At 58.4% G+C, this 21,655-nt stretch carries 26 protein-coding genes; 10 read left to right on the top strand and 16 right to left on the bottom strand.

Going from position 1 to position 21,655, the window contains the following annotated elements:
• Position 1: 1 nt before the first annotated feature.
• From AAFN47_RS12055 to AAFN47_RS12040, 4 genes are all read right to left on the bottom strand, one after another.
• On the bottom strand, positions 2-211 hold the full coding sequence (locus AAFN47_RS12055) for a hypothetical protein (protein WP_499809478.1): 210 nt from the start codon (positions 209-211) through the stop codon (positions 2-4).
• Complete coding sequence (locus AAFN47_RS12050; protein ID WP_499809477.1) at positions 208-1,155, bottom strand: carbohydrate ABC transporter permease; 948 nt, start codon at positions 1,153-1,155, stop codon at positions 208-210. The genes AAFN47_RS12055 and AAFN47_RS12050 overlap by 4 nt, the downstream gene beginning before the upstream one ends.
• The gene (locus tag AAFN47_RS12045; protein WP_499809476.1) at positions 1,152-2,120 is read right to left on the bottom strand and encodes a carbohydrate ABC transporter permease; all 969 of its coding nucleotides are present in this window, start codon (positions 2,118-2,120) and stop codon (positions 1,152-1,154) included. Before AAFN47_RS12045 ends, AAFN47_RS12050 begins: the two co-directional genes overlap by 4 nt.
• Positions 2,121-2,205: 85 nt before the next feature.
• Positions 2,206-3,537 (bottom strand): ABC transporter substrate-binding protein, encoded by a 1,332-nt coding sequence (locus AAFN47_RS12040; RefSeq protein ID WP_499809475.1) that lies wholly within the window; start codon positions 3,535-3,537, stop codon positions 2,206-2,208.
• A gap of 341 nt (positions 3,538-3,878) precedes the next feature.
• Here AAFN47_RS12040 and AAFN47_RS12035 point away from each other — a divergent pair, with 341 nt between their 5' ends.
• Positions 3,879-4,400 carry a GNAT family N-acetyltransferase gene (locus AAFN47_RS12035; RefSeq protein WP_499809474.1) on the top strand — a complete coding sequence of 174 codons (522 nt, stop codon included), beginning with the start codon at positions 3,879-3,881 and terminating at the stop codon, positions 4,398-4,400.
• On the opposite strand, the gene AAFN47_RS12030 is transcribed toward AAFN47_RS12035, so the two are convergent.
• From AAFN47_RS12030 to AAFN47_RS12020, 3 genes are all read right to left on the bottom strand, one after another.
• Positions 4,376-6,643, bottom strand: coding sequence for a tetratricopeptide repeat protein (locus AAFN47_RS12030; RefSeq protein WP_499809473.1), 2,268 nt, complete (start codon positions 6,641-6,643; stop codon positions 4,376-4,378). The genes AAFN47_RS12035 and AAFN47_RS12030 overlap by 25 nt on opposite strands.
• A 171-nt stretch (positions 6,644-6,814) precedes the next feature.
• Positions 6,815-7,585 carry a class I SAM-dependent methyltransferase gene (locus AAFN47_RS12025; RefSeq protein WP_499809472.1) on the bottom strand — a complete coding sequence of 257 codons (771 nt, stop codon included), beginning with the start codon at positions 7,583-7,585 and terminating at the stop codon, positions 6,815-6,817.
• A gap of 66 nt (positions 7,586-7,651) precedes the next feature.
• A complete protein-coding gene (locus tag AAFN47_RS12020) occupies positions 7,652-8,173 on the bottom strand; it encodes a CBS domain-containing protein (RefSeq protein ID WP_499809471.1) in 522 nt (173 codons plus the stop codon).
• An 85-nt stretch (positions 8,174-8,258) separates the two neighbouring features.
• Between AAFN47_RS12020 and AAFN47_RS12015 the strand changes: the two genes are divergently transcribed.
• Positions 8,259-8,438 carry a hypothetical protein gene (locus AAFN47_RS12015; protein ID WP_499809470.1) on the top strand — a complete coding sequence of 60 codons (180 nt, stop codon included), beginning with the start codon at positions 8,259-8,261 and terminating at the stop codon, positions 8,436-8,438.
• A gap of 16 nt (positions 8,439-8,454) precedes the next feature.
• Here the strand turns inward: AAFN47_RS12015 and nqrM are convergent, their stop codons facing one another.
• Together nqrM and AAFN47_RS12005 are read right to left on the bottom strand one after the other, a co-directional pair.
• Positions 8,455-8,688: a (Na+)-NQR maturation NqrM gene (nqrM, locus tag AAFN47_RS12010; protein WP_220227949.1), complete on the bottom strand. Its 234-nt coding sequence runs from the start codon at positions 8,686-8,688 to the stop codon at positions 8,455-8,457.
• A 14-nt stretch (positions 8,689-8,702) separates the two neighbouring features.
• Positions 8,703-9,725, bottom strand: a complete 1,023-nt coding sequence (locus AAFN47_RS12005) for an FAD:protein FMN transferase (RefSeq protein WP_499809469.1) — start codon at positions 9,723-9,725, stop codon at positions 8,703-8,705.
• Between the two features lie 186 nt (positions 9,726-9,911).
• On the opposite strand from AAFN47_RS12005, the gene AAFN47_RS12000 reads away from it, so the two are divergent.
• From AAFN47_RS12000 to nqrF, 6 genes are read left to right on the top strand one after another with little or no spacing between them, the layout of a single operon-like run.
• Entirely contained in the window at positions 9,912-11,255 is a 1,344-nt protein-coding gene (locus AAFN47_RS12000; protein WP_499809468.1) for a Na(+)-translocating NADH-quinone reductase subunit A, read from the top strand.
• Between the two features lie 4 nt (positions 11,256-11,259).
• Positions 11,260-12,459: an NADH:ubiquinone reductase (Na(+)-transporting) subunit B gene (locus tag AAFN47_RS11995; protein ID WP_499809467.1), complete on the top strand. Its 1,200-nt coding sequence runs from the start codon at positions 11,260-11,262 to the stop codon at positions 12,457-12,459.
• Positions 12,452-13,261: a Na(+)-translocating NADH-quinone reductase subunit C gene (locus tag AAFN47_RS11990; RefSeq protein ID WP_499809466.1), complete on the top strand. Its 810-nt coding sequence runs from the start codon at positions 12,452-12,454 to the stop codon at positions 13,259-13,261. The genes AAFN47_RS11995 and AAFN47_RS11990 overlap by 8 nt, the downstream gene beginning before the upstream one ends.
• Entirely contained in the window at positions 13,261-13,914 is a 654-nt protein-coding gene (locus AAFN47_RS11985; protein WP_499809465.1) for an NADH:ubiquinone reductase (Na(+)-transporting) subunit D, read from the top strand. Before AAFN47_RS11990 ends, AAFN47_RS11985 begins: the two co-directional genes overlap by 1 nt.
• Positions 13,914-14,522, top strand: a complete 609-nt coding sequence (nqrE, locus tag AAFN47_RS11980; RefSeq protein WP_220227954.1) for an NADH:ubiquinone reductase (Na(+)-transporting) subunit E — start codon at positions 13,914-13,916, stop codon at positions 14,520-14,522. The genes AAFN47_RS11985 and nqrE overlap by 1 nt, the downstream gene beginning before the upstream one ends.
• 16 nt (positions 14,523-14,538) lie before the next feature.
• The gene (nqrF, locus tag AAFN47_RS11975; protein WP_499809464.1) at positions 14,539-15,759 is read left to right on the top strand and encodes an NADH:ubiquinone reductase (Na(+)-transporting) subunit F; all 1,221 of its coding nucleotides are present in this window, start codon (positions 14,539-14,541) and stop codon (positions 15,757-15,759) included.
• Positions 15,760-16,034: 275 nt separating this feature from the next.
• Here the strand turns inward: nqrF and AAFN47_RS11970 are convergent, their stop codons facing one another.
• Positions 16,035-16,199: a hypothetical protein gene (locus AAFN47_RS11970; protein ID WP_499809463.1), complete on the bottom strand. Its 165-nt coding sequence runs from the start codon at positions 16,197-16,199 to the stop codon at positions 16,035-16,037.
• A gap of 507 nt (positions 16,200-16,706) precedes the next feature.
• Here AAFN47_RS11970 and AAFN47_RS11965 point away from each other — a divergent pair.
• Both AAFN47_RS11965 and AAFN47_RS11960 read left to right on the top strand, forming a co-directional pair.
• On the top strand, positions 16,707-17,648 hold the full coding sequence (locus AAFN47_RS11965) for a DnaJ C-terminal domain-containing protein (RefSeq protein ID WP_499809462.1): 942 nt from the start codon (positions 16,707-16,709) through the stop codon (positions 17,646-17,648).
• Between the two features lie 15 nt (positions 17,649-17,663).
• Positions 17,664-17,969 carry a chaperone modulator CbpM gene (locus AAFN47_RS11960; protein WP_499809461.1) on the top strand — a complete coding sequence of 102 codons (306 nt, stop codon included), beginning with the start codon at positions 17,664-17,666 and terminating at the stop codon, positions 17,967-17,969.
• Between the two features lie 39 nt (positions 17,970-18,008).
• Here the strand turns inward: AAFN47_RS11960 and AAFN47_RS11955 are convergent, their stop codons facing one another.
• The 6 genes from AAFN47_RS11955 to AAFN47_RS11930 form a co-directional block, all read right to left on the bottom strand.
• Positions 18,009-19,001 carry an isopenicillin N synthase family dioxygenase gene (locus AAFN47_RS11955; RefSeq protein WP_499809460.1) on the bottom strand — a complete coding sequence of 331 codons (993 nt, stop codon included), beginning with the start codon at positions 18,999-19,001 and terminating at the stop codon, positions 18,009-18,011.
• 30 nt (positions 19,002-19,031) lie between these two features.
• The gene (locus tag AAFN47_RS11950) at positions 19,032-19,172 is read right to left on the bottom strand and encodes an entericidin domain-containing protein (RefSeq protein ID WP_499809577.1); all 141 of its coding nucleotides are present in this window, start codon (positions 19,170-19,172) and stop codon (positions 19,032-19,034) included.
• 128 nt (positions 19,173-19,300) lie between these two features.
• Entirely contained in the window at positions 19,301-19,450 is a 150-nt protein-coding gene (locus tag AAFN47_RS11945) for an entericidin domain-containing protein (RefSeq protein WP_499809459.1), read from the bottom strand.
• A 135-nt stretch (positions 19,451-19,585) separates the two neighbouring features.
• Positions 19,586-19,894 (bottom strand): hypothetical protein, encoded by a 309-nt coding sequence (locus AAFN47_RS11940; RefSeq protein WP_499809458.1) that lies wholly within the window; start codon positions 19,892-19,894, stop codon positions 19,586-19,588.
• A gap of 41 nt (positions 19,895-19,935) precedes the next feature.
• Entirely contained in the window at positions 19,936-20,616 is a 681-nt protein-coding gene (locus AAFN47_RS11935; protein ID WP_499809457.1) for a L,D-transpeptidase, read from the bottom strand.
• A 17-nt stretch (positions 20,617-20,633) separates the two neighbouring features.
• On the bottom strand, positions 20,634-21,584 hold the full coding sequence (locus AAFN47_RS11930) for an ABC transporter substrate-binding protein (protein WP_499809456.1): 951 nt from the start codon (positions 21,582-21,584) through the stop codon (positions 20,634-20,636).
• Between the last annotated feature and the right edge of the window lie 71 nt (positions 21,585-21,655).

Here is a 21,655-nt window from a genome sequence, read left to right as displayed (position 1 = left end):
ACTACTCCGGAAACTTCGAGACGATGATGAACATGACGGTTCCCGTCAGCAGCGTGACAAAGGAATATGTGTATAGGATTTCGGCGAACGGCTGGAACATCATCAGGAAACCCAGGCCGATAAGGATCATCGCCAGCATTTCCATCGGACCCCGCCTCAGGAAACCGGGCCAGGCGCTGCGTGACTCGTTGCCATTTCTATCCACGCTCATTTTCTGACCGCTCCGAATGTGATCCCGCGCAACAGTTGCTTGCGCAGCAGGATGGTGAAAACGAGGATCGGCACGAGGAAGATCGTGGTTCCTGCTGCGACCGCCGGCCAGTCCTGGCCGCCCTCGCCGATAATGGTCGGAATGAACGGCGGCGCCGTCTGGGCTTCGCCTGACGTCAGGAGAACGGCGAATGCGTATTCGTTCCACGCAAAGATTAGACAGAAGATCGCGGTGGCCGCGATGCCGGTGGTCGCCTGCGGCAACACCACCTTGAAGAAAGCCTGCATACGGCTGTATCCGTCGATCATGGCGGCTTCTTCATACTCGCGGGGAATTTCGTCGATGAAGCCTTTCAGCAGCCATACGGCGAGCGACACGTTGACGGCGGTGTAAAGCAGGATCATGCCCACCGCCGTGTCGGACAAACCGAGTTCGCGATACATGAGATAAATCGGGATCGCGACCGCGATCGGCGGCATCATGCGGGTCGACAATATGAAAAACAGGAGGTCATCGGCGAGCGGCACCCGGAAGCGCGAGAATCCGTAGGCCGCAAGCGTGCCGAAAAACACCGCAAGCACGGTCGACCCGAATCCGATGATCAGCGAGTTCATGAATCGCGGCCAGTAATTGCTCTCGCCCACGATCACCATGTTTCGCTTGCGGGTGATCTCGTCGCAGATGCCCTGGGGCGGCCCAAGGCTCTCGATATATTCGTCCGTCTGCCGGCTGCGCGTGGTGAAGAGATTGCAGTAGCCTTCGGCCGTCGGCTCGAAGATGACCTTCGGCGGATAGCTGATGGAATCGGGCGGCGACTTCAAGCTCGTCAGAAGGATCCAGGCCAGCGGAATCATCGTCACCAGCGCATAGATGATGACGACGGCTCCGGCGATCGATTTCGAAAGCCTGCCCGGCGAAACGACGGAATGTGCGGTCGTGCTCATCGTTGCTTCACCCTGTTCAGCGCCTTGACGTAGATGTTGGCGAGACCGAAGACCGCGACGAACAGGATAATGGCGAAGGCCGAGGCCCTGCCCGTTCGCCAGCTTTCAAACGCCTCGCGCTTCAGCGTGATGGAGGCCAGCTCGGTTGTCGATCCGGGTCCGCCGCCGGTGAGCAACACCACCATGTCGAACATCTTGAAGTTCTCGATGCCTCGAAAGAGAACCGCCAGCATGATGAAGGGCAGCGCCATCGGAATGGTGATGGACCAGAACTGTCGCCAGGGCGACGCGCGATCAACCTCGGCCGCTTCATAGATATAGTCCGGAATCGATCGCAGTCCGGCCAGACAAATCAACATGACGTAGGGCGTCCACATCCAGGTGTCGACGATGATGATCGCCCAGGGCGCCAGCGTCACGTCGCCGAGCATCTGAAAGGAGGACGGCTCGACGCCGGAGAAGAACGAGACGATATAATTGAAAAGCCCGATCTGCGGCTGATAGAGAAAGCGCCAAAAATTGCCGACCACCGCAGGCGACAGCATCATCGGAATGAGGATGACGGTCGTCCAGAAAGCGTGGCCGCGAAACTTGCGGTCGATCAGATAGGCCAGCGTAAATCCGATCAGCGTCTGCAACACGATCGTCCAGAACACGAAATGCGCGGTCGCCTGCATGGCGAGCCAGGTGTCGCCGTCGGTCAGCACGCGTTCGAAGTTGCGCAAGCCCACGCCTTTGACCTCGGCGTTCGGCCGGTTTGCCCGGTAGTTGGTGAAGGACAGATAGATCGCCCAACAGAGCGGAAAAATATTGATGGCGAGCAGCAATATGATTGTCGGCGAGATGAATATCCAGGCGATCGCCCGGTCGGACAGGCCCCGGAGCCGCCGCGCCACAGCCGGCGGCGTCGAGCGCGCCGCAGCGTCGGCTGTTCCTTCCAGAGTTGTCAAGAAACGTTCGTTCACGATGTGATCGCCTGAAATACATTACGGACTACAGATACGAAATGCCGCCCCGGCGCGAACGCCGAGACGGCCGGGAGGCGCGCGGTCAATTATTGATCTTGCCGTCGTCCTCGAAGGTCTCGGTCCAGTCCTCAATCAACTGATCGAGCGCTTCCTTGGCCGTTCCCTTGTCGGCGACAACATAGTCATGCAATCGCTTCTGCATGTCCTGCAGCAGGATGGCGTAGGACGGCTCCTGCCAGAAATCCTGCACCTGGTTCATCGCGACCAGGAAGTCGGCTGCGAAAGGCTGCGAGTCCTTGAACGACGGGTCGTTCAGCACGTCGTTGTGAACCGAATATCCGCCGAGATCCCACCATTTTTTCTGAACGTCGGGCTGCGCGAACCATTTGATATAGGCGAGCGCGCCGTCCATGTTGTCGGTATTGGCGATCACCGATATGCCCTGGCCGCCGAGCGTCGAGGCTGCAATGTTCTGCTTCGGATTCACGAAGAAACCGATCTTGTCGCCACCGACATTTTCGTCTTTCGCAAGACCGGGGAAAAAGGCGAACCAGTTCATCGCCATCGCCACCTGACCGGACTTGAAGGCGTCGAGCCCTTCGGTCATGTAGCTGTCGGTGTAGCCCGGAGGCGTACAGCACTTGTACAACTCCTTGTAGGCTTCCAGACCGGCGACGGCTTCGGGAGAATTGACGGCGCCTTCCATGTCGTAGCTGCCGGGGGTGTTTTCGTATTTGAAGCCGTATGGGTACATCGCAGACGTTGCGCCCATCGTGATGCCTTCGGATGCGCGTTCCGTGAAGATCGCCGCGCCGTAGACGGTCTTGCCGTCGATCTCGCGGCCCTGAAATAATTCACCGACTTCCTTCAATTCGTCCCAGGTCTGGGGCGGCGCCAGATCGCGACCGTACTTTTCCTTGAACTCGGCCTGCAGTTCGGGGCGCGAGAACCAGTCCTTGCGATAGAACCAGCCGTTGGCGTCGCCCATGGCCGGCAGCGCCCAGTAATTCGGCGTCCCCTTCGGCCAGGTGGAATAGGCGTTCACGGCAGCGGCTGCGAAGTCATCCATGGAGATGCCTTCGGCTTCAAAGAAATCGTTCAGCTTTACGTAGTAGCCGTTTTCGGCGGAACCGCCAATCCATTGCGAGTCTCCGATGAGAAGATCGCAGAGCTTTCCGCCGGCGTTAAGTTCGTTGAGGATGCGGTCTGCGAAATTCGGCCAAGGCACAAATTCGAAGCTCATTTCCGTGCCGGTCTGCGCCTCGAAGTCCTTCGACAGTTCGACAAGCGCGTTCGCCGGGTCCCACGCCGCCCAGCAAAGCGTCAGCTCATCGGCCTTCGCCGATACGCTCGCTGCCGCTGTCAATGACAGCGCGGTCGTCAATCCTAGTGTGAGTTTGAGTGCTCTACTCATGGTGCTCCTCCCGATTGCAGGTCAGCCTCCTGGCCGAACCCCTGAATTTTCCTCCTGCCCGCCGCAGTCATCCGCCTGTTTTCTCAAAAGCGAATGTTTAGCAGTTTGTTTAGTTAAACAGCATTTACTAAACATTGCAACCACAAATGTCGCGGTGTGCAAAACCTCACCCAGATGCCCCAACATATTGCAATGCAACAAATAATTCTGATGGAATTTGAATATCTTGCCGCTCATCCGCATAGAAAGTACGAGCGTCGCCCGAAATCCACTAAACAACATCTTGAGTAAATTCCGATCGACACTAGATCAAAATCGAGCCGTTTATCGGGAGATCAGCAATGCATCTGCGCACCGCAATTCCTTCAGATCGACAACTACTGGAATACTGGGACACTAAACCCCACGTCGTTTGGGCCGGCGGCGACGATGACTCGTTCGACTGGGCTAACGAACTCCCTCGGGATCCGCCATGGCGCCAGCTTCTGATCGCGGAGGTAGCCGGTCGGCCGATCGGCTTCATGCAGATCATCGATCCGAAAGAGGAGGAGACGCGCTATTGGGGCGATGTCGCCCCGAACCTTCGCGCGATCGACATCTGGATTGGAGAGGAAGCCGATCTCGGTCGCGGTTATGGAACCGGGATGATGCGTCTCGCACTTGAACGCTGCTTTTCAGATCCGGACGTCACTGCGGTGCTGGTCGACCCGCTCGCAAGGAATGTCCGGGCGCATATGTTCTATCAGCGTTTGGGCTTCCACCCGGTCGGACGGCGCATGTTCGATGAAGACGTCTGCCTCGTGCACCGGCTGGAGCGCGGAGTCCGGGACGAGGGCGCCTATCGCGGTCCCGATAGTCTGTAGGATCCGTCCAGTTCAGCCAGCAGCATGGTCGCGTCGGTATGTTCCGGATTGATCCGGACCGCCAATCGGCAATGCTGCGCAGCCGCATGCGTCACGCCCAGTTCCAGATAGGCTTGAGCCAGGAGAAACTGTGGTTCGGCAGAACCGGGGCTGGCCTCCGCCCAGCGCCGAAGCGCAGCCGGTATTTCAATTTCCCTGCCGCATTTCCTGAGTGTGGCTTGCCAGTCGCGATAGATATACGCGGATGTCGGTGAAAGCAGCGTCGCCTTGTCGAAGCTCGGTATGGACGTATCGCAGGCGCCCAAACGCGCATTTGCGCTCGCATAACCGGCCTGAATATAGGCGACGTCCGGATTTACCTCCAACGCTTTTGCAAAAGCATCGCTCGCCTCCGCATACTTTCCCAGCCGGAATTCGACGTTGCCTATTCCGGCATGTGAATGCACCGCATTGACGTTGTGCCTGACCGCTTCAGCAAAGTGGGTCTCCGCCTCGACATAATCACCGCGGCTGAACGCTATATTGCCCAGGCCCTCATGGGCCCTGAATGCGTCTTCCTGGTATTCGACAGCCTGGCGATAGGCCGTTTCGGCCTGTTCGTGGAAAGACTTTCCCTTGTGATACCAGGCGTCGCCAAGACCCACCGCCGCCCGGACATAATCCTCTTTCGCTTCCAGCGCCTTTTGATAGTGCTCGATCGCTTCATCGTAGCGTCGTCGGCTACTCAGCGCATCGCCGAGACCGGCGAGCGCCTGCAGATTGTCCTGGCGGAATTTCAGCGCTTCGCGATAGTGCCTGATGGCGGTTTTCGGGTCGTCGTCGATGCGGATATGAAGATCGCCCAGGCTTGCATTCACATAGGCGAGCGTGCCATTGCGGTTAGGAATGTCGCGCGTCGTGGCGTTGTCGAGCCCTTCCTCTATCTTTCTCAGAGCGCCGTCATACGCGCCTTGCTTCATCAGGGCGTTGCCCCAACTCACATAGGCAAACACGAGAGCGGGTTCGATGTCGATCGCGTCCCTGAAATAGTCAAACGCCATAGCGTAGGCGACCTCGGCGTTCTGCGTATCGCCGACTGCAGTCAGCGCATCTCCCTTTCGCGCAAAGGCGTCGCCGAGATTGGCGTAGGCGTAGGCGATGTTGGGATCGATATTGATCGCCGTCCGGTATTTCTCGATCGCCTCGTCAACATTGCCAAGGCGCATCAGGGCGTCGGCGATGTTGGCGTGCGCGGAGGCGAACTCCGGGTCCAGTCTTATCGCCATTTCATATTTGGCGATCGCCTCGTCCGTCCGGTGTTGGGAAAGAAGAGCGTTGCCCCAGTTGCTGTAGGCCTCGGTCAGCTCCGGCTCGATTTCTATGGCGTTGCTGAAATAGTCGATAGCGCTTGTATAGCGACCTGAATGCAGGTCCATCACACCGAGCAGGTTATTCGCAAGGGCAATGTCTTCCTTGGTATGCGACCCCCGAAGAATGCGCCTGATGATCGTCGCTGCGCGATCGGGTTTGCGATCGTAATAATAGGCCGCGGCGACGTAGGGATCGATTTTCTCCAGAAGATCGATGGCCGCCGACCGGAAATATTTATCTTCCCAACCTGACGTCGAGCTGTCGCCGATCGTCTCCAGGTTAACGGTTGCGTCGGCGCCGCCGAGCACCCGCAAACGCAGATAGATTCCTTCAGTGTCGCACTCTCTTGTGCTGCAGATGAACTCGCCGGCAATCTGGATGTCCTGCCGCGAAAACAGTTGCTTCACGTAGTAAAGGCTTGTGTCGAACAGGGTGCCGACTTCCGGCACCGTGATCTCGACGTTTCGGGACCGGGGAATGACGTCCAGATTGTTGCGCCGCACCTTGGCGGCTTGTTCCACGTCATTGATGGCGTCCACGAGACGGTCCGCCGCGACGTCGCCAGAGTAACCGAGCTGCGTCAGCATGGCTGGCGCCTTGATGGGCTCGACGATCAATTTCCGTTCTGAGAACGCTAGATAGACGGCGAGAAAAGCCAGGAAGGCGACCAGAAGGATGAACAGGATGTCGAAGAACAGCGACCGGAAACGTCCGACGCCTTCTACGAGACTTTTCAACCTGTCTGTCCGGGCGCGTTTCGCAGGCGGTTTTTCAGGCGGCGCGGGTACATAACTGACGGGTCCATACTGCACCGTAACCGGCGCTATGGAATAGCCTGCATAATCCCCTGACGGGCCTTTGTCTTCACTATCGCCTTCAGACATGCCACCCATTTTATTCCACCAATCAAATTGGCGGTGTGATCTTCATCACCATTTATGGATATGCAGTATAACCGAATGTTTTACAAATGATACTTTTTACACCTGCAGTCTTGGCGCATCATTGAACGATAATAATACAGCGTGAATATTGCCGGTTGCTTTTGGTGTAGACTGTAATCGTCATCCACCCTTCTCGAGACGCCAGACTTGTTCGACCGGATACTTCCTCGCCCATTCAGCCGGGACAAAGGCGCGCGTGTCGGTCACGGAATCCGGCGCGAACACTTCCTGATAGCCTTTCACGGCGAAACCGATGGCGGCGAAAAGCTCCATCCAGCCGGAGATCGTCAGATTGAAGCACACGCCGCTTGGGTCGAACTCGACCTTTGTCCAGTCTGCGCCCCACATTCCGCGATAGGGGCGATGCAGCGTCGTATCGCAGGGCGCGCCGTTTTCAGGAGAGCAAAGCAGCACCAGCGGATGGTTGCCAAGAAACACAAGCGTCCCTCCCGGGCGCAGCAGGCGCCAGGCTTCCCGCAGCCATGCTTCGGGAAGGCACCAGATCGCAGCGCCATATTCGGAGATCGCGAAATCGAAGGAGGCGTCCTCCAGCCCTGTCGCCTCTGCGTTTCCCTCGATGAAGGTAATATCAGCGCCGTGTTCATGCGCCAGTCGACGCGCCGTGGCCAACTGATTGGCGGATACGTCGATTGCCGTAACCCGCGCCCCGCGCCGCGCCATCCAGCCGGAGACATATCCCGTGCCGCATCCCAACTCGATCGCAGCTTTGCCCGTCAGATCCTCGGGAAGCAGCTTCAGGGTGTCGTCGGACACGCCCCAACTGCCCCAGACGGGCGTCTCGGCAGTCCAGAGGCGCTCGCCCGCGGCGATCCAGTTTTCGGCGTCTGCATTCCAGACGTCTCGATTGATGAGGATATGATCGCGCGTCATCGGCGAACTCCCAAAGGGTCAGGCGAAAAAAAGCCCAATATCCGCCGATGCGGCGGCAGCCGACGACTACCCCACGATCAATTGCTTGAGTTGCAGGGCCTCATATTCCAGCTGCAGAAGCCGGTAATTCACCACATCGCCTATGGTCACCATGCCAATCAGACGCCCTTCCTCAACAACCGGCATATGGCGAAAACGTCCGTCGGTCATGCGCCGCAGAACGGACACGAGGTCATCGCTGGATGAACAGACTTCCACATTTCTGGTCATCACCTCGTCCACGCGATGCGGCAGCGTCCGTCCCGGTGCGTCGGCCAGTTTGCGCACAATGTCGCGCTCGGAAAGAATTCCAAGCAAAGCGCCGTCCGTATCGGTGACGATCAGGGCGCCGATGCCTTTGTCCCGCAACACCTGCACTGCGTCGCCGAGCGTATCGTCGGGACGTATGGCGATCACGTCGCCGCCCTTGTGGGTGAGGATCTTGTGAACGGTCGCCGCCTCTTTGGAGATATTGGTGTCGAGAGACTGACTGTGCGTCGTCGCGTGCTCGTCGTCCTTCTGCAGGGGCGGTTGATATGATTCCGGCATTTGCCTCGTTCCTCCCTTGAACACTGGTGCGCCTTCGTGGCACCTACCATAAACCTGTTCGGGAAGCTGTGGGAGCCCCTGTTTCGTGATAGATTTCACCCTGACGCCAATCTGGGCGACGCTGTTGTTCATCCTGGGTTGCGTGACGGGATATCAGTATCGCCGGGTATGGAAGGCGGAAGGCCCCACCTGGCAGCTATGGCTGTTCGGCCTCGCGGCCGCATCGGCGTTTCTGACCCTCGGCTTCGTTCCCGTCATACCCTGACGCGGTCAGATCAGGATCAGTCGGCCTCGACCTTTTCCAGCATTCGCCGCGCCCTGGGACAGGCAAGCCTCTCGACCAAAGGGCTGTCCGGATCGATTTCCTTCTTGCAGACCAGGCAATGATCGGCGCCGGCGATCGCGTTGAGCCCGCCGCAGCTTCCCTTGATGGTGCGCCCCATGAGGATCACGCCCAGCGACATGCCCAGCGTGACCAGCATCAGGAGACCGAAAGCAAAGAGAAAGGTTGTCACGGCAGACCGTCCCGCTACGCCTGCAAGGCGGCGAACGTCTTGCTGGGTTTGATGGCATAGGGTTTTTCCGCCCCGTCAGCATCAACGAAAAGCACAGCAAGGCCATGTTCGTCCGCGATTTCCAGACCGCGCTCGCTTCCAAGCACGAGCATGGCTGTCGCCCAGGCGTCGGCCAGCATTGCGTTCTCGGTCAGCACGGTAGCAGATGTTGTGGCGTGCGTGATCGGTCTACCCGTCGTCGGGTCAATAACGTGGGAATAGCGCTGGCCGTCCTGCTCGAAGTAGTTTCGGTAGTCGCCGGATGTCGCCATGCCGAGGCCGGAAGTCTCCACCACCTGCAGCACAGAACGACCGCTCCTGTCCGGCGTTTCAATGCCGATCCTCCAGTTTTGACCATCCGGATTCTTGCCCGACGTGTAGAGATCGCCGCCGATTTCAATCATGTAGTCGCTCACGCCGAACGACTCGATCGAAGCGGCGACGCGGTCGACCCCGTAGCCCTTGCCAATGGCTGCGAGGTTGAGTTCAACGCCCGGCTCCAGCTTGCGCAGACGGCCGTTTTCAAAGGACAGCGTGCGGTCCTGTCCCGACAGGCTCAGCGCCGTTGCGATCTCGGCGTCCGACGGTGCGTCGCTCCGGTCCCGACCGGAGCCAAATCCCCACGCGTCGACGAGCGGTCCGACGGTTATGTCGAAGCGACCGTCACTGGCGGCGTGCACGTCCTGTGCAGCCTTGATGACCTGCGCCAGCGCCGAAGACACCGGGGCCGCTTGTGAGGTCGTGGCGTTGAAGCGGGAGATCTCTGACCCACGGTCCCAGTTCGACATCTGGTTGTTCACTTCGACGAGCGATGCTTCGACGGCCTTGCGCAATTCGACCAGGTCCACTGTTCCGCCATGATCGACGGCCACCAGATTGTAGGTCGTTCCCATCGTCTGCCCGGACAATTCGAGTATCGATGAACCTGGCTTGCAGGCGGCCAGAGCAGCCGTCATCAGGAGAAACGAGCGTCGCGAGAATTTTATATGGTTGGCCAAGGATTAAATCCTTCGAAAATGGGGTGATCGGTCTATGACCCTTCTTGCGGATGGGTTGTCTTCGACATTTCGATTTGTTTCAAGTCAAAATTTTTTCCCAAAAGCCCAAAAGCGGTTTTGACCCATGATGCCGCGTTGCATATAAGCGGGCGTCTTTACAGTTCAACTCTCGGGAAACAATCATCCGTGCAGCAGTTCACCTTACGAAAAGGTCTCGACATTCCTGTCCTGGGCGCACCTGTTCAGGACATTGAAAACGGTCCGCTTGTCAGAACTGTCGCAATATTGGGAGACGACTATCTTGATCTCAAGCCGAGGCTCTCCGTCCAGGAAGGCGATGTCGTCGGCGCGGGATCTCCGGTGCTCGTCCACAAGGATTTGCCGGATGCGATCATCACGTCTCCGGTAACCGGGAGAATAAAGGCGATCAATCGCGGCGCGCGCCGCAGGCTTATCAGCGTCGAGATCGAAGTAGATGATAATGCAGCGCCGCCGGTGGATTTCTCCAGCGTCGGAGACGCAACAACCGCGGCAGGGCTTGAGGTAAAGCTCTGCGCAGCCGGACTGTGGACCTCTTTCAGAACGCGGCCCTATTCGAAAGTACCCGACCCTACGACGCGTCCAGCCGCCATCTACGTGACGGCGATGGACACCGAACCCCTGGCCGCCGATCCGGAGGTCGCTATCGCCGACTCCGCCGACGATTTCGCGCGTGGACTTGGCGCCGTCGCCCAATTGACCGAAGGTCCCGTCTATCTGTGCCAGGCTCCAGGCTCGACGCTTCCCGGTTCCGACGCTCCGGGCGTCGAACCGGCAATCTTTAGCGGGCCGCATCCTGCCGGGCTTGCTGGCACGCATATGCATTTCCTCGAGCCGCCGACCGCCGAAAAGATCGTCTGGACGATCGGCTACCATGATGTAATCGTGATCGGACGATTGCTCGCCACGGGTCGTTATGACGCATCCCGCGTGATCGCCCTTTGCGGACCGGCTTGCGCCAATCCGCGACTGGTCCGCACATTGGCTGGCGCGTCGTTGATCGATCTGACACAGGGTGAACTGCCACAAAACCTCCCCGTGCGCATGATATCCGGTTCGATCCTGAGCGGAAGGGCCGGCGATGGGCCCGCCGCCTATCTTGGCCGCTATGCGCGACAGGTCACACTCATAGAGGAGGATCACAAGCAGATACCCATGGGCTGGATCCGGCCCATGCCATCGAAGTTCGCCGTTCAGCCGGTTCTTGGCTCGGCGTTTTCGCGGAAACTGTATGCATTGACCTCCAATCTCAATGGCGGCCGGCGCGCCATGGTCCCGACAGGCACTTTCGAGCAACTCATGCCGCAGGATTTCCTGCCGACGCAATTGCTGCGCGCGCTTCTCGTCATGGATTCAGATCAGGCGCAGGCGCTCGGCGCGCTCGAACTCGATGAAGAAGATCTCGGTCTCGTAGGCTTCGCCTGCCCCGCCAAATACGAATACGGCCTTGCTCTGCGTGATTGCCTGACAAAGATCGAGAAGGAGGGCTGAGGCCTTGGGTCTGCGAGATTTCTTCGACCGAATTGAACCCAATTTCCTGAAAGGCGGGAAATGGGAGCGGTTATTCCCCGTCTACGAGATGGTGGAAAGCTTCATCTACACGCCCAAAACCGTGACGACGGCCGCTCCGCACGCGCGCTCATATGTCGATATGAAGCGGATCATGACCTATGTGGTCCTTTCTACGATCCCGGCGATTATCATGGGGCTTTACAATGTAGGCCTGCAGGTCAACACCGCGATCGGCGTCTATGGCGCTTCCGGCTGGCGCGCGTCCATCGTCGAATTTCTCGGCATTGGTTTCGACCCGGCCAATCCGATCGCCAATTTCTTGCACGGAGCCCTCTATTTCCTGCCGATCTACATCACCACCCTGGTCGTCGGCGGCCTGTGGGAAGTGTTGTTCGCAACGGTTCGCAGGCACGAGGTCAATGAGGGCTTCCTCGTCACCTCCATGCTTTACACCCTGATTTTGCCGCCAAGCACCCCGCTCTGGCAGGTGGCGCTCGGCATCTCCTTCGGCGTGGTGATCGGCAAGGAGATCTTCGGCGGAACGGGGAAGAACTTTCTCAATCCTGCGCTTGTCGGACGCGCCTTCCTTTATTTCGCCTATCCCGCCTATATGTCCGGAGACCAGATCTGGACCCCGGTGGACGGCTTTTCAGGCGCGACCGCCTTGTCTGTCTCGGCGTCAGACGGCTACACGGCGCTGATGACCCACGGCGTCACTTGGTTTGATGCGTTCATCGGCACCATCCAGGGCAGCATCGGCGAGACGTCGACGCTCGCCTGCTTCATCGGACTGGTGTTCCTGCTGATCACCAAAATCGCCAACTGGCGCATGGTGGTCGGTTGTCTGGCCGGAATGGTCGGCCTTTCGACGCTTTTCAATGTGATCGGTTCCGACACGAACCCGATGTTCGCGATGCCCTGGTACTGGCACCTTGTGCTCGGCGGCTACGCCTTCGGCCTGGTGTTCATGGTCACCGAGCCGGTCTCGGGCTCCCATACCAATCTTGGCCGCTACATTTACGGCGTATTGATCGGGGTCATGGTAGTCATGATCCGGGTGGTCAACCCCGCCTTTCCGGAAGGTATGATGCTCGCTATCCTGTTTGGCAATGTCTTCGCTCCGCTGATCGATTATTTCGTCGTTCAGGCCAATATCCGCCGGAGGGCCAGACGCCATGCCTGATCAACCGGAAACTCACAAGGGCCTCATTCGCCGCTTCCTCGACATGTCGCCCGATTCAGCGCCGAAAACCGTCTTCGTGGCGGTTGCGCTTTGCCTTGTCGCGTCGATGATCGTGTCCGCCACCGCCGTTGCGCTCCGGCCGCTTCAGGAAGTCAACGCGCTGAAGGACAAACAGGTCAACATCCTGCAGGTGGCCGGCATTTATCAGCCTGGCGAAGACGTCGCCGAAGCCTTCGCCGCATTCGAGGCGCATGTGCTGGATCTCGATACGGGGAATTTCACCGACAAGTTCGATCCCTCTGAGTTCGACGACCGGGCCGCTGCGGACGATCCGGAAACCTCGGTGGAACTGGACGACGATCCGGCCGGCATCGGCCGGCAGGCGCGCTATGTGACCGTCTACGTCCTGCGCAACGACAGCGGCGGCGTCGACAAGGTCATTCTGCCGCTTCACGGCTATGGGCTGTGGTCAACGCTCTACGGATATATCGCAGTCGAGAACGACGGCAATACGATCTACGGCTTGCAATTCTACGATCATGCGGAAACGCCGGGGCTTGGAGCGGAGGTGGACAATCCACGCTGGAAGGCCCTTTGGAGCGGCAAAAAGCTCGCCGATGAAAATGGCGACCTGCAGATTACTGTAGCGAAAACCCCGCCTCCGGCCGGGCGGGAATATTTTGTCGACGCGTTGTCCGGTGCAACGCTTACCTCGCGCGGCGTAGACGCGCTGGTGCGGTTCTGGCTTGGCGAACGGGGCTACCGACCTTTCCTTGAAAATCTGAAGGCAGGAGACATCTGATGGCGCAGACCAGACGCACGTTGTTGATAGACCCGCTGGTTGACAACAACCCGATCACCTTGCAGGTCCTTGGCATCTGTTCGGCGTTGGCGGTGACGTCCTCTCTGAAGGTTTCGATGGTCATGGCCATCGCCGTTACGCTGGTGACCGGTTTCTCGTCGATGTTCATTTCTGTTTTGCGCAACCAAATTCCGGGTTCGATCCGGATCATCGTGCAGATGGTCATCATCGCGTCGTTGGTGATCGTCGTCGATCAGGTGCTTAAGGCTTACGCCTATGAAATCTCGAAAACCCTGTCGGTCTTTGTTGGCCTCATCATCACCAATTGCATCGTGATGGGCCGCGCCGAAGCGTTCGCGATGAAAAACCCGCCGATCGAATCCTTCGTCGACGGCGTCGGAAACGGACTTGGTTACGGACTGATCCTGATGCTGGTGGGAACCGTTCGCGAATTGCTCGGCGCAGGCAGCCTGTTCGGCGTCACCATATTGCAGACGGTTAATAATGGCGGCTGGTATGTGCCCAACGGGTTGCTGCTCCTCCCGCCTTCGGCGTTCTTTGTGATCGGCCTTCTGATCTGGGGATTCAGAACCTGGAAACCGGCACAGGTCGAGAAACGCGAATACCGCATCCAGACGGTCGAGGCGCATTGATGGAAGCCCTGATTTCCCTCGCCGTCAAAGCCATATTCGTCGAAAATATGGCCCTGAGCTTCTTCCTCGGCATGTGCACCTTTCTCGCCGTGTCGAAGAAAATATCGACGGCCATCGGGCTCGGCATTTCCGTCACGATCGTCCAGGCGATCACGGTCCCGGCGAACAATCTTCTGCTGACCAACCTTCTAAAACCCGGCGCGCTCGCTTGGGCGGGCTTTCCCGATGTCGACCTGACCTTCCTCGGACTGATCTGTTACATCGGGGTGATCGCGGCCATCGTGCAGATCCTCGAGATGGTCTTGGACAAGTATTTCCCGCCGCTCTACAACGCACTGGGTATCTTCCTGCCGCTTATCACAGTGAATTGCGCCATTCTGGGCGGGTCGCTGTTCATGGTGGAGCGCGACTACGATTTCACCGAGGCTTCTGTCTACGGCGTCGCGTCGGGACTTGGCTGGGCGCTGGCGATCACCGCCATGGCCGGAGTGCGCGAGAAACTGAAATATTCCGACATACCCGACGGTCTTCAGGGACTGGGCATTACCTTCGTCACCGCCGGGCTTATGGCCATGGCGTTCATGTCGTTCAGCGGCGTGAAACTCTGAGACGGATCGTATCGATATGCAGACATTCACACTAGGCGTCCTGCTTTTCACCATCATCGTCCTGGCGCTTGTCACGATCATCATGCTGGCGCGGTCGAGGCTTGTGTCCACCGGTAATGTCAACATCACGATCAACCACGAAAAGACGATCTCGGTTCCCGCCGGCGGCAAGCTTCTGCAGACACTGTCCGCAGAAAAGCTCTTCGTTCCTTCCGCCTGCGGCGGCGGCGGCACATGCGCGCAATGCCGCGTGCGGGTGCTTTCCGGCGGCGGCTCCATCCTGCCCACCGAGGAGAGCCACATCACCAAACGCGAGGCCGCGCATGGCGACCGGCTGTCCTGTCAGGTTTCGGTGAAGCAGGACATGGAAGTCGAAGTTCCGGAAGAGGTGTTCGGCGTCAAGAAGTGGCAATGCACGGTGCGTTCCAACGACAACGTCGCGACCTTCATCAAGGAACTGGTGCTGGAACTGCCGGAAGGCGAAAACGTGAATTTCCGGGCCGGCGGCTACATCCAGATCGAGGCGCCGGAACACAAGCTCAGCTACAAGGAATTCGACGTCGGCGAGGAATATCGCGAGGACTGGGACAAGTTCAATCTTTGGCAGTATGAATCGGTCGTCGACGAGCCGGTCGAACGCGCATATTCCATGGCGAACTACCCCGAAGAAAAGGGCATTATCATGCTGAATGTCCGCATTGCTTCGCCGCCGCCCGGCTCCGAAGGCATTCCCGCAGGCCTGATGTCGTCTTACATCTTCAATCTCAAGCCCGGCGACAAGGTGACGATCTCGGGACCGTTCGGAGAATTCTTCGCGCGCGACACCGACAAGGAAATGATTTTTGTCGGCGGCGGCGCCGGAATGGCGCCCATGCGCAGCCATATTTTCGATCAGCTCAAACGGCTAAAATCGAAACGAAAGATCAGCTTCTGGTACGGCGCGCGCTCGAAGCGCGAGATGTTCTATGTCGAGGATTTTGACGGCCTTGCCGCTGAGAACGACAATTTCGAATGGCACGTTGCGCTCTCCGATGCGCTGCCGGATGACAACTGGACGGGTTACACAGGCTTTATCCACAACATCCTTCTGCAGGAATATCTGAAGGACCACCCGGCGCCGGAAGATTGCGAATACTATATGTGCGGCCCGCCCATTATGAACCAGTCGGTCATCAACATGCTGCTGGAACTGGGCGTTGATCGCGAAGACATCATGCTCGATGATTTCGGCGGCTGACGACCGGAAACAAAGCAAATAAAAAGAGCCGTCCGAAGCTTCAGACGGCTCTTTCCAAGCTCTAAGGAGATGCGTCAGTTAGGGTAAGACCCAATCAGACGTCACAAAGGCGAAGGGCTGCCTTCAGATCCCGTTACCTCCGATTTTCCTGACTTCAATCTCCAATATCGCTTTAGACATTGGACCACCTCCTTTCTGTTGTTGAAACCTGAGTCTCAGCTTGCAGGCGCTTCCTCAAATAGTCAAGAGGGTGCACTGCAATATTGCCAGAGGTGCTAATCGCACCAATATTTGTCGTTCACACCCTTGGTGACGCCGATGTCCTTGAGGAGATGCGGCGAAAGTTCGCTCATGCCTCCGTGCATCTTTCGGGCCGCTTTCCTGTTGGATCTCGCGGCATTCGGGCGCCGCAGACCGAGAATATCCCTGATACTGTGCATATCGCTTTTCCTTCATCCTGTGTCGCCGGTTCAGCGAAGGCGCAAGCAGAACCCAAGGCGTCAGAGCGCCGGTTCACACACTTTCCTTTCCGGATGAGCCGCATTTTGGCTACACCCGCCGCCTGACCGACTATCCGGAGCGGTTTCAGGCAATGGCTGAAAACCGATTTGCCTGCTGTCCGGATAACTCCGCGATAGTCTTCTCGCCCCGCAGTCCGCAAAATCAGGGACGGGGTCCGACAGCTTTATCGCGGCCACAGCCCAGATAGGCAGTGCGCCAGTTCATAACAAGGAGCCGGCGACGAATTTTCCGATCGTGAATGATCTGTCAACAATCGTTGAACAGGCAACGATTCCACTTACATAAGACGTGCGACACAATCCAGCGAACCCGGATATTCTTGCCTCGGACACTTCCGCAGGCGCCGGCAAGGGGATATGGTCGCGCTGCCGGATCAACTAAGTCAAGGCCGCGGCGAATGCGTAGGCCTGCTTCGGACGGAGCACATGGATTACAAGGATTATTACAAGGTTCTCGGCGTCGAACGCGAGGCGACACAGGACGACATCAAGCGCGCCTATCGCAAGCTGGCGCGCAAGTACCATCCTGACGTCAACAAGGAGGCCGACGCCGAATCCAGATTCAAGGACGCCGGCGAAGCCTATGAAGTTTTGAAGGACCCGGAAAAGCGGGCGGCCTACGATCAACTCGGCGCCAACTGGCAGGCGGGTCAGGACTTCCGTCCGCCTCCGGGCTGGGACAGCGGTTTCGAATTCTCGGGCGGCGGATACACCGAGGCCGACCAGGAGGCGTTCAGCGATTTCTTCGAGAGCCTCTTCGGCCAGGCCCGCTCGGGCAGGCCGCGGTATCAGGGAAGCAGGGAATTCCATGCCCCGGGTCAGGATCATCACGCACGCATAGAGATCTCCTTGAAGGACGCCTATGAGGGCGCGACACGGCAGATCGGCTTGCATGCGCCGCAGGTTGACCCGGCCGGTCACGTCACCGTCAAGGACCGCACCATCAAGGTCACGATCCCCAAGGGCATTCTTCCAGGACAGCACATCAGGTTGGCCGGGCAAGGCACGCCGGGGATCGGCAAGGGCCGCGCCGGCGATCTGTATCTGGAAGTCGCCTTCAAGCCGGAGCGCGGGTTCAGCATCGACGGGCGCGACGTCTATATGGACCTGCCGATCACGCCCTGGGAGGCGGCGCTGGGCGGCAAGGTCAAGGCTCCGACGCCGTCAGGCTCCGTTGAACTGTCAATTCCCCGCAATGGGCGTTCGGGTCAGAAGCTTCGTCTGAAGGGGCGTGGATTGCCGGCGAAACCCGCCGGTGATCTTTATGCTGTCCTGCAGATAGTCACGCCGCCGGCCGACACGCCGGAGGCGCGTGAAATCTACGAAAAAATGGCGCGTGAACTCGACTTCAATCCCCGTTCGAAATAGGGAGGTTAACCGACCATGGCGAAGAAATCGGCGGAAGCCGTCCCATCGGAACTGATCGAAGCGCTGACCCTGGCGGAACTGTGCAGATCCTGCAGCGTTCGGGCGGACTGGATCATTGAACTCGTTGAGGAAGGCATCCTGGAACCGACCGGCCGCGAGCCGTCCGCCTGGCGTTTTACGGCGACCAGCATACGCAGGACGCGCACCGCCTGGCGCCTACAGCGCGACCTTGGCGTCAACCGGGCAGGCATCGCCGTCGCTCTCAATCTCATTGAGGAACGCGAGCAACTCTATATGAGGCTCCAGCGCGGGGAACGGTAGTCCGGTTCTTTTGCCTGACAAACCAGACCCTGAATTTGGTCACGAAACCTGGCCGCTCTTCTCGTAAGTCGGGTTGAGGCGGCTTTCGAGATAATCGTCGCCACGGATCGGCGTATATTTGGCGGGAGTTTCATCCGTCGCACATCCAGGCAGACATTCCACGATCGCCTCCGGATTGGGACCCATGAAGAACGCGACCGAATAACGCTCGCGGTTGGGAGGACTGACCACGCGATGCGGCGTGGATACGTAGACGTCATTCGTCCAGCGCATCAGACAATCCCCGATATTGCAGACGAAGGTATCCGGGATATAGGGCGCGGCAAGCCACCGTCCGTCCCTTGAGTGCACCTCCCGCCCGCCAACTTCGTCGGTCGCCAGAAGCGTCACGCATTCATAGTCGGTGTGCTCTCCGGCGCCAAGCTGACCTTCATCAAGCGCGGCGGGTCTCGGCGGATAGCGCAGAAGGCGCAGGGTCGCCAGTGATCGGCTCAGCTTGTCGTCGAAAAAGTCCGATTCGATACCGAGTTCCGTTGCGAAGGCGCTGTGCAGCGTCTTTCCGAGCGACCACACGGCATTGTAGAAATCAAGCATCGTGTCTTTGAAGCCGGGCGCCTCCGGCCACAGATTGAGCGCCCTAAATCGCGCGCCGGAGACGATTTCCGGATCGTCAGCCGGCAGTTCGAGGCCGATATTGAAGGCTTCCTTCAGGTCCGGCGCCTTTGTCGGATCGAGGGATTCTCCCTTCATCGGTATGAAGCCGGGATTGCCGCTGGCCGCCGAATAGTGGTCCCAGACGACGCTGCGCACGCCGGGCAAAGCGAATTCCATGATCACGGCCGCAATGCCGCCGATAAACAACGACACCGAATTCTTGAACACGACCCACGAAACAGACGACGCTGGGGCCAGGGCCGGCTCGCCTGCGGGTTTCGAGAAATCGAAAGCAGGAATTTCCCCACCTTGAAACAAGGCGGCGATCTGCTGGTCGAGGAATTGGGGCAGATGATATGGACCGGACAGCTTCATCATTCACTGCCCGGCTATGGCGGCGACGGTAAACTATTCAACCGCAGCCGCGACGTCGTTACCGGCCGTTTTCGTCGCGTTGACCGTGTTGGCTGCATCCTGGCCGACGCCGCGAATGGTGTTTGCACATGCCGAAAGTCCAAGCGCTGATAGAAGAATTATGATTACGCTAATTTGCTTCACGGGGAGCCTCCAAGTTCAATCGCGATGACGATGAAACGCCAATGCCGCAGGAAGGTTCCCCGGTTCGGTCGTCTTTTGACAGCGCTCGCAGGGCGCGATGACCAGTGACGGTCTGAAGCCTACTCGATCGCGTCGACTACTTCTTCGCCGGCCTGCTTGGTGGCGTCCACAGTGTTCGCGGTATCGCGACCGGCGCCCTTGATCGTATTGGCGCAAGCGGCGAGGCCGAGGGCAAGAACAAGCACAGAAAGAATTCCAAGACGTTTCATGTCAGTTTCCAAATGCGAGTAATAATGATCGTATGCAGTCACTGACGCGTGCAATGACGAATCATTTATAAGCCGCCGTTCATCCTTTGCAAAGCGACGACTCGCGCTTGGTCAAAGCCTTCAGGCACGGCTGGATCAGACTCTATCCAGGGATTCGACGATGCCCGTGTCACTGATCACGCAAACAGCGCTCTCACCGGCCATGGTTAGATCAACGCGGTAACGATTGGGACCTTCCTGGCTGGAACTGACCGGCAAAATCGTGTCACGGTTAGCGCCGAAACGGGTCGAGGCTTCCGAAGCGCAGAGCAGTTGCAGGTCCGCCGGCGCCGTTGCTCCGGCGCTTCGCACAGTCGGCTGCGGCTTGCTCGCTGTACACCCCGCCACTCCAAGCGCCATCAACGCGACGAGCGCAACGGCCCGACCAGACTTGAATTCCGTCATTTGCAATCCCCCTTCATGGTTTGCAGCCTTTGCGGACCGGGTCAGACCCCCTTGTAGAGCGCAGCGCCCTGCATGAGAACGATGACGCGGGCTCCAACATCAACACGGTTGTAGAGATCGATAACGTCCTCGTTCACCATCCGGATGCATCCAGACGAAATATTGAGTCCGATTGACCACGGCTGAGTAGTGCCGTGGATACGATATATCGAATCCTGTCCGCCAACATAGAGATACATGGCTCGGGCGCCGAGCGGATTGTCCGGGCCGCCCGGCATGCCATTCGCGTATTTGGCGGCGTTGGGGTCGCGGGCGACCATTTCAGCCGGCGGCGTCCACGTCGGCCATTCGGCCTTGCGCCCCACTTCAACAATGCCGGCCCAGCCAAAACCGTCGCGACCGACGCCAATGCCGTAGCGGATCGCCTGAAAGTTGGGCAACACGTAGTAAAGGAAGTGCTTGTCGCCATCTATGATGATGGTTCCAGGCTTTTCCGCCGTACGAAAGGTCACGACCTGACGCTGGAAATCAGCCGGCGCCTGACCATGCTTGCGGTAATATTTGATGGCCCGCTTCTGGTCGTAATTATACCATTTGCGTGTTTCGGGATCGTAGATCTGTGTCTTGAACGTCTGGGCTACCGCAATTGCCGTTCCGGCAAGCAACGGCAGCACGAGCAGCAAAGGCAGAAATCTGCGGATACGGGCGAATACGTCAAACATGAAACTTTTCCTGAAACTCACTTTGTCCACTCCCCGATGCGCTCCGGATTGGCTTCGATCCAGGCGCGCGCAACATCCTCGGCAGGAATTCTCTCGACCTCGACGGCATAGCTCATGTCAATGATGTCGTCAGGATTGAAAGCGATCTTGTCGAGGAAACCGGCGATCTCGGGCATGTCCTTCACACTGGCGGAGTAGCCGACATGAAAATGCGATTGGTCCCAGGCCGTTGCGGCCATTGAGTTCTCAATCCAGTTGGCGTCCTTGCTGCTGTCAGCCAGTTTCCATTTCGTTTCGTCGTAGGCGGGCTCTTCCAGGGTCACGATATCATGCAGCTTGAAAACATGATGGGGCGCGTAGCAGTAGAATACGATCGGACGACCCAGAGACGCCGCGACGTCGACAGCGGCCATGGCGACGTCCTCAGGCATTTCCAGAAGAGTCATCGTCTGGTCATAGCCGTAGCTGTGGGCGCGCACTTTTTCGATCGCGGTGGAGGACCAGGAGGGAGCGCCAATCCAGATTTCTCCCTTGCCGTCGCCATCACTGTCGAATTGCGCGGCAATTTCGGGTTTGGCGAGATCGGCGATTTTGCCTACGCCAGTCTGATCCAGCGTTTCGCGGCTGGCGCAAATATTCTGGGCCGCGTCAACGCCTTTCGGGCTCAGATGCACGGTTGCGTCGGCGGCTTCGAGGCGAGCCATCGCGGCTTCCAGATTGGGAAGCCAGACTTCCGGGTGGATCTGGATCGTGTCCCGGCCGACCTGATTAAGGATTGTCAGCGTTCCACGCTGCACGAGTTCCGGCTTTGCTCCGAACTTGTCTTCCAGCGTCATCGATATGATGTTCGCCGTCACTTCGGCGGATGGCCATGCGGGAACGCCTATGACGATCTTCTCCTCGGCCGCATTCGAAACTGTCGCCATTATGCCGACGATACCGGCCGCAACGACAGATTTGCAAATCATTCTGGTCGCCATTTCACTAGCTTTCACTCGCTATTTCACTTGTTTCATCAATTTCTGCGCTCCAGCGCCGT

The sequence above is a fragment of the Hoeflea sp. CAU 1731 genome, assembly GCF_039888615.1.
In the GTDB taxonomy this organism is placed as follows: Bacteria; Pseudomonadota; Alphaproteobacteria; order Rhizobiales; family Rhizobiaceae; genus Flavimaribacter.
Note: the sequence above shows the minus strand (reverse complement) of the source record. Positions and strands in the feature narration are given on the sequence as shown.

What these genes read in the sequence shown, in the direction of transcription:
- AAFN47_RS11940 (WP_499809458.1), bottom strand. Translation starts at nt 19,894, where the DNA reads ATGACGGAATTCAAGTCTGGTCGGGCCGTTGCGCTCGTCGCGTTGATG.
- nqrF (WP_499809464.1), top strand. Translation starts at nt 14,539, where the DNA reads ATGCAGACATTCACACTAGGCGTCCTGCTTTTCACCATCATCGTCCTG.
- AAFN47_RS12050 (WP_499809477.1), bottom strand. Translation starts at nt 1,155, where the DNA reads ATGAGCACGACCGCACATTCCGTCGTTTCGCCGGGCAGGCTTTCGAAA.
- AAFN47_RS11930 (WP_499809456.1), bottom strand. Translation starts at nt 21,584, where the DNA reads ATGATTTGCAAATCTGTCGTTGCGGCCGGTATCGTCGGCATAATGGCG.
- AAFN47_RS11985 (WP_499809465.1), top strand. Translation starts at nt 13,261, where the DNA reads ATGGCGCAGACCAGACGCACGTTGTTGATAGACCCGCTGGTTGACAAC.
- AAFN47_RS12030 (WP_499809473.1), bottom strand. Translation starts at nt 6,643, where the DNA reads ATGGGTGGCATGTCTGAAGGCGATAGTGAAGACAAAGGCCCGTCAGGG.
- AAFN47_RS11965 (WP_499809462.1), top strand. Translation starts at nt 16,707, where the DNA reads ATGGATTACAAGGATTATTACAAGGTTCTCGGCGTCGAACGCGAGGCG.
- AAFN47_RS11935 (WP_499809457.1), bottom strand. Translation starts at nt 20,616, where the DNA reads ATGTTTGACGTATTCGCCCGTATCCGCAGATTTCTGCCTTTGCTGCTC.
- AAFN47_RS11990 (WP_499809466.1), top strand. Translation starts at nt 12,452, where the DNA reads ATGCCTGATCAACCGGAAACTCACAAGGGCCTCATTCGCCGCTTCCTC.
- AAFN47_RS12040 (WP_499809475.1), bottom strand. Translation starts at nt 3,537, where the DNA reads ATGAGTAGAGCACTCAAACTCACACTAGGATTGACGACCGCGCTGTCA.
- AAFN47_RS11960 (WP_499809461.1), top strand. Translation starts at nt 17,664, where the DNA reads ATGGCGAAGAAATCGGCGGAAGCCGTCCCATCGGAACTGATCGAAGCG.
- AAFN47_RS12055 (WP_499809478.1), bottom strand. Translation starts at nt 211, where the DNA reads ATGAGCGTGGATAGAAATGGCAACGAGTCACGCAGCGCCTGGCCCGGT.
- AAFN47_RS11970 (WP_499809463.1), bottom strand. Translation starts at nt 16,199, where the DNA reads ATGCACAGTATCAGGGATATTCTCGGTCTGCGGCGCCCGAATGCCGCG.
- AAFN47_RS12020 (WP_499809471.1), bottom strand. Translation starts at nt 8,173, where the DNA reads ATGCCGGAATCATATCAACCGCCCCTGCAGAAGGACGACGAGCACGCG.
- AAFN47_RS12025 (WP_499809472.1), bottom strand. Translation starts at nt 7,585, where the DNA reads ATGACGCGCGATCATATCCTCATCAATCGAGACGTCTGGAATGCAGAC.
- AAFN47_RS11955 (WP_499809460.1), bottom strand. Translation starts at nt 19,001, where the DNA reads ATGATGAAGCTGTCCGGTCCATATCATCTGCCCCAATTCCTCGACCAG.
- AAFN47_RS11945 (WP_499809459.1), bottom strand. Translation starts at nt 19,450, where the DNA reads ATGAAACGTCTTGGAATTCTTTCTGTGCTTGTTCTTGCCCTCGGCCTC.
- nqrE (WP_220227954.1), top strand. Translation starts at nt 13,914, where the DNA reads ATGGAAGCCCTGATTTCCCTCGCCGTCAAAGCCATATTCGTCGAAAAT.
- AAFN47_RS12035 (WP_499809474.1), top strand. Translation starts at nt 3,879, where the DNA reads ATGCATCTGCGCACCGCAATTCCTTCAGATCGACAACTACTGGAATAC.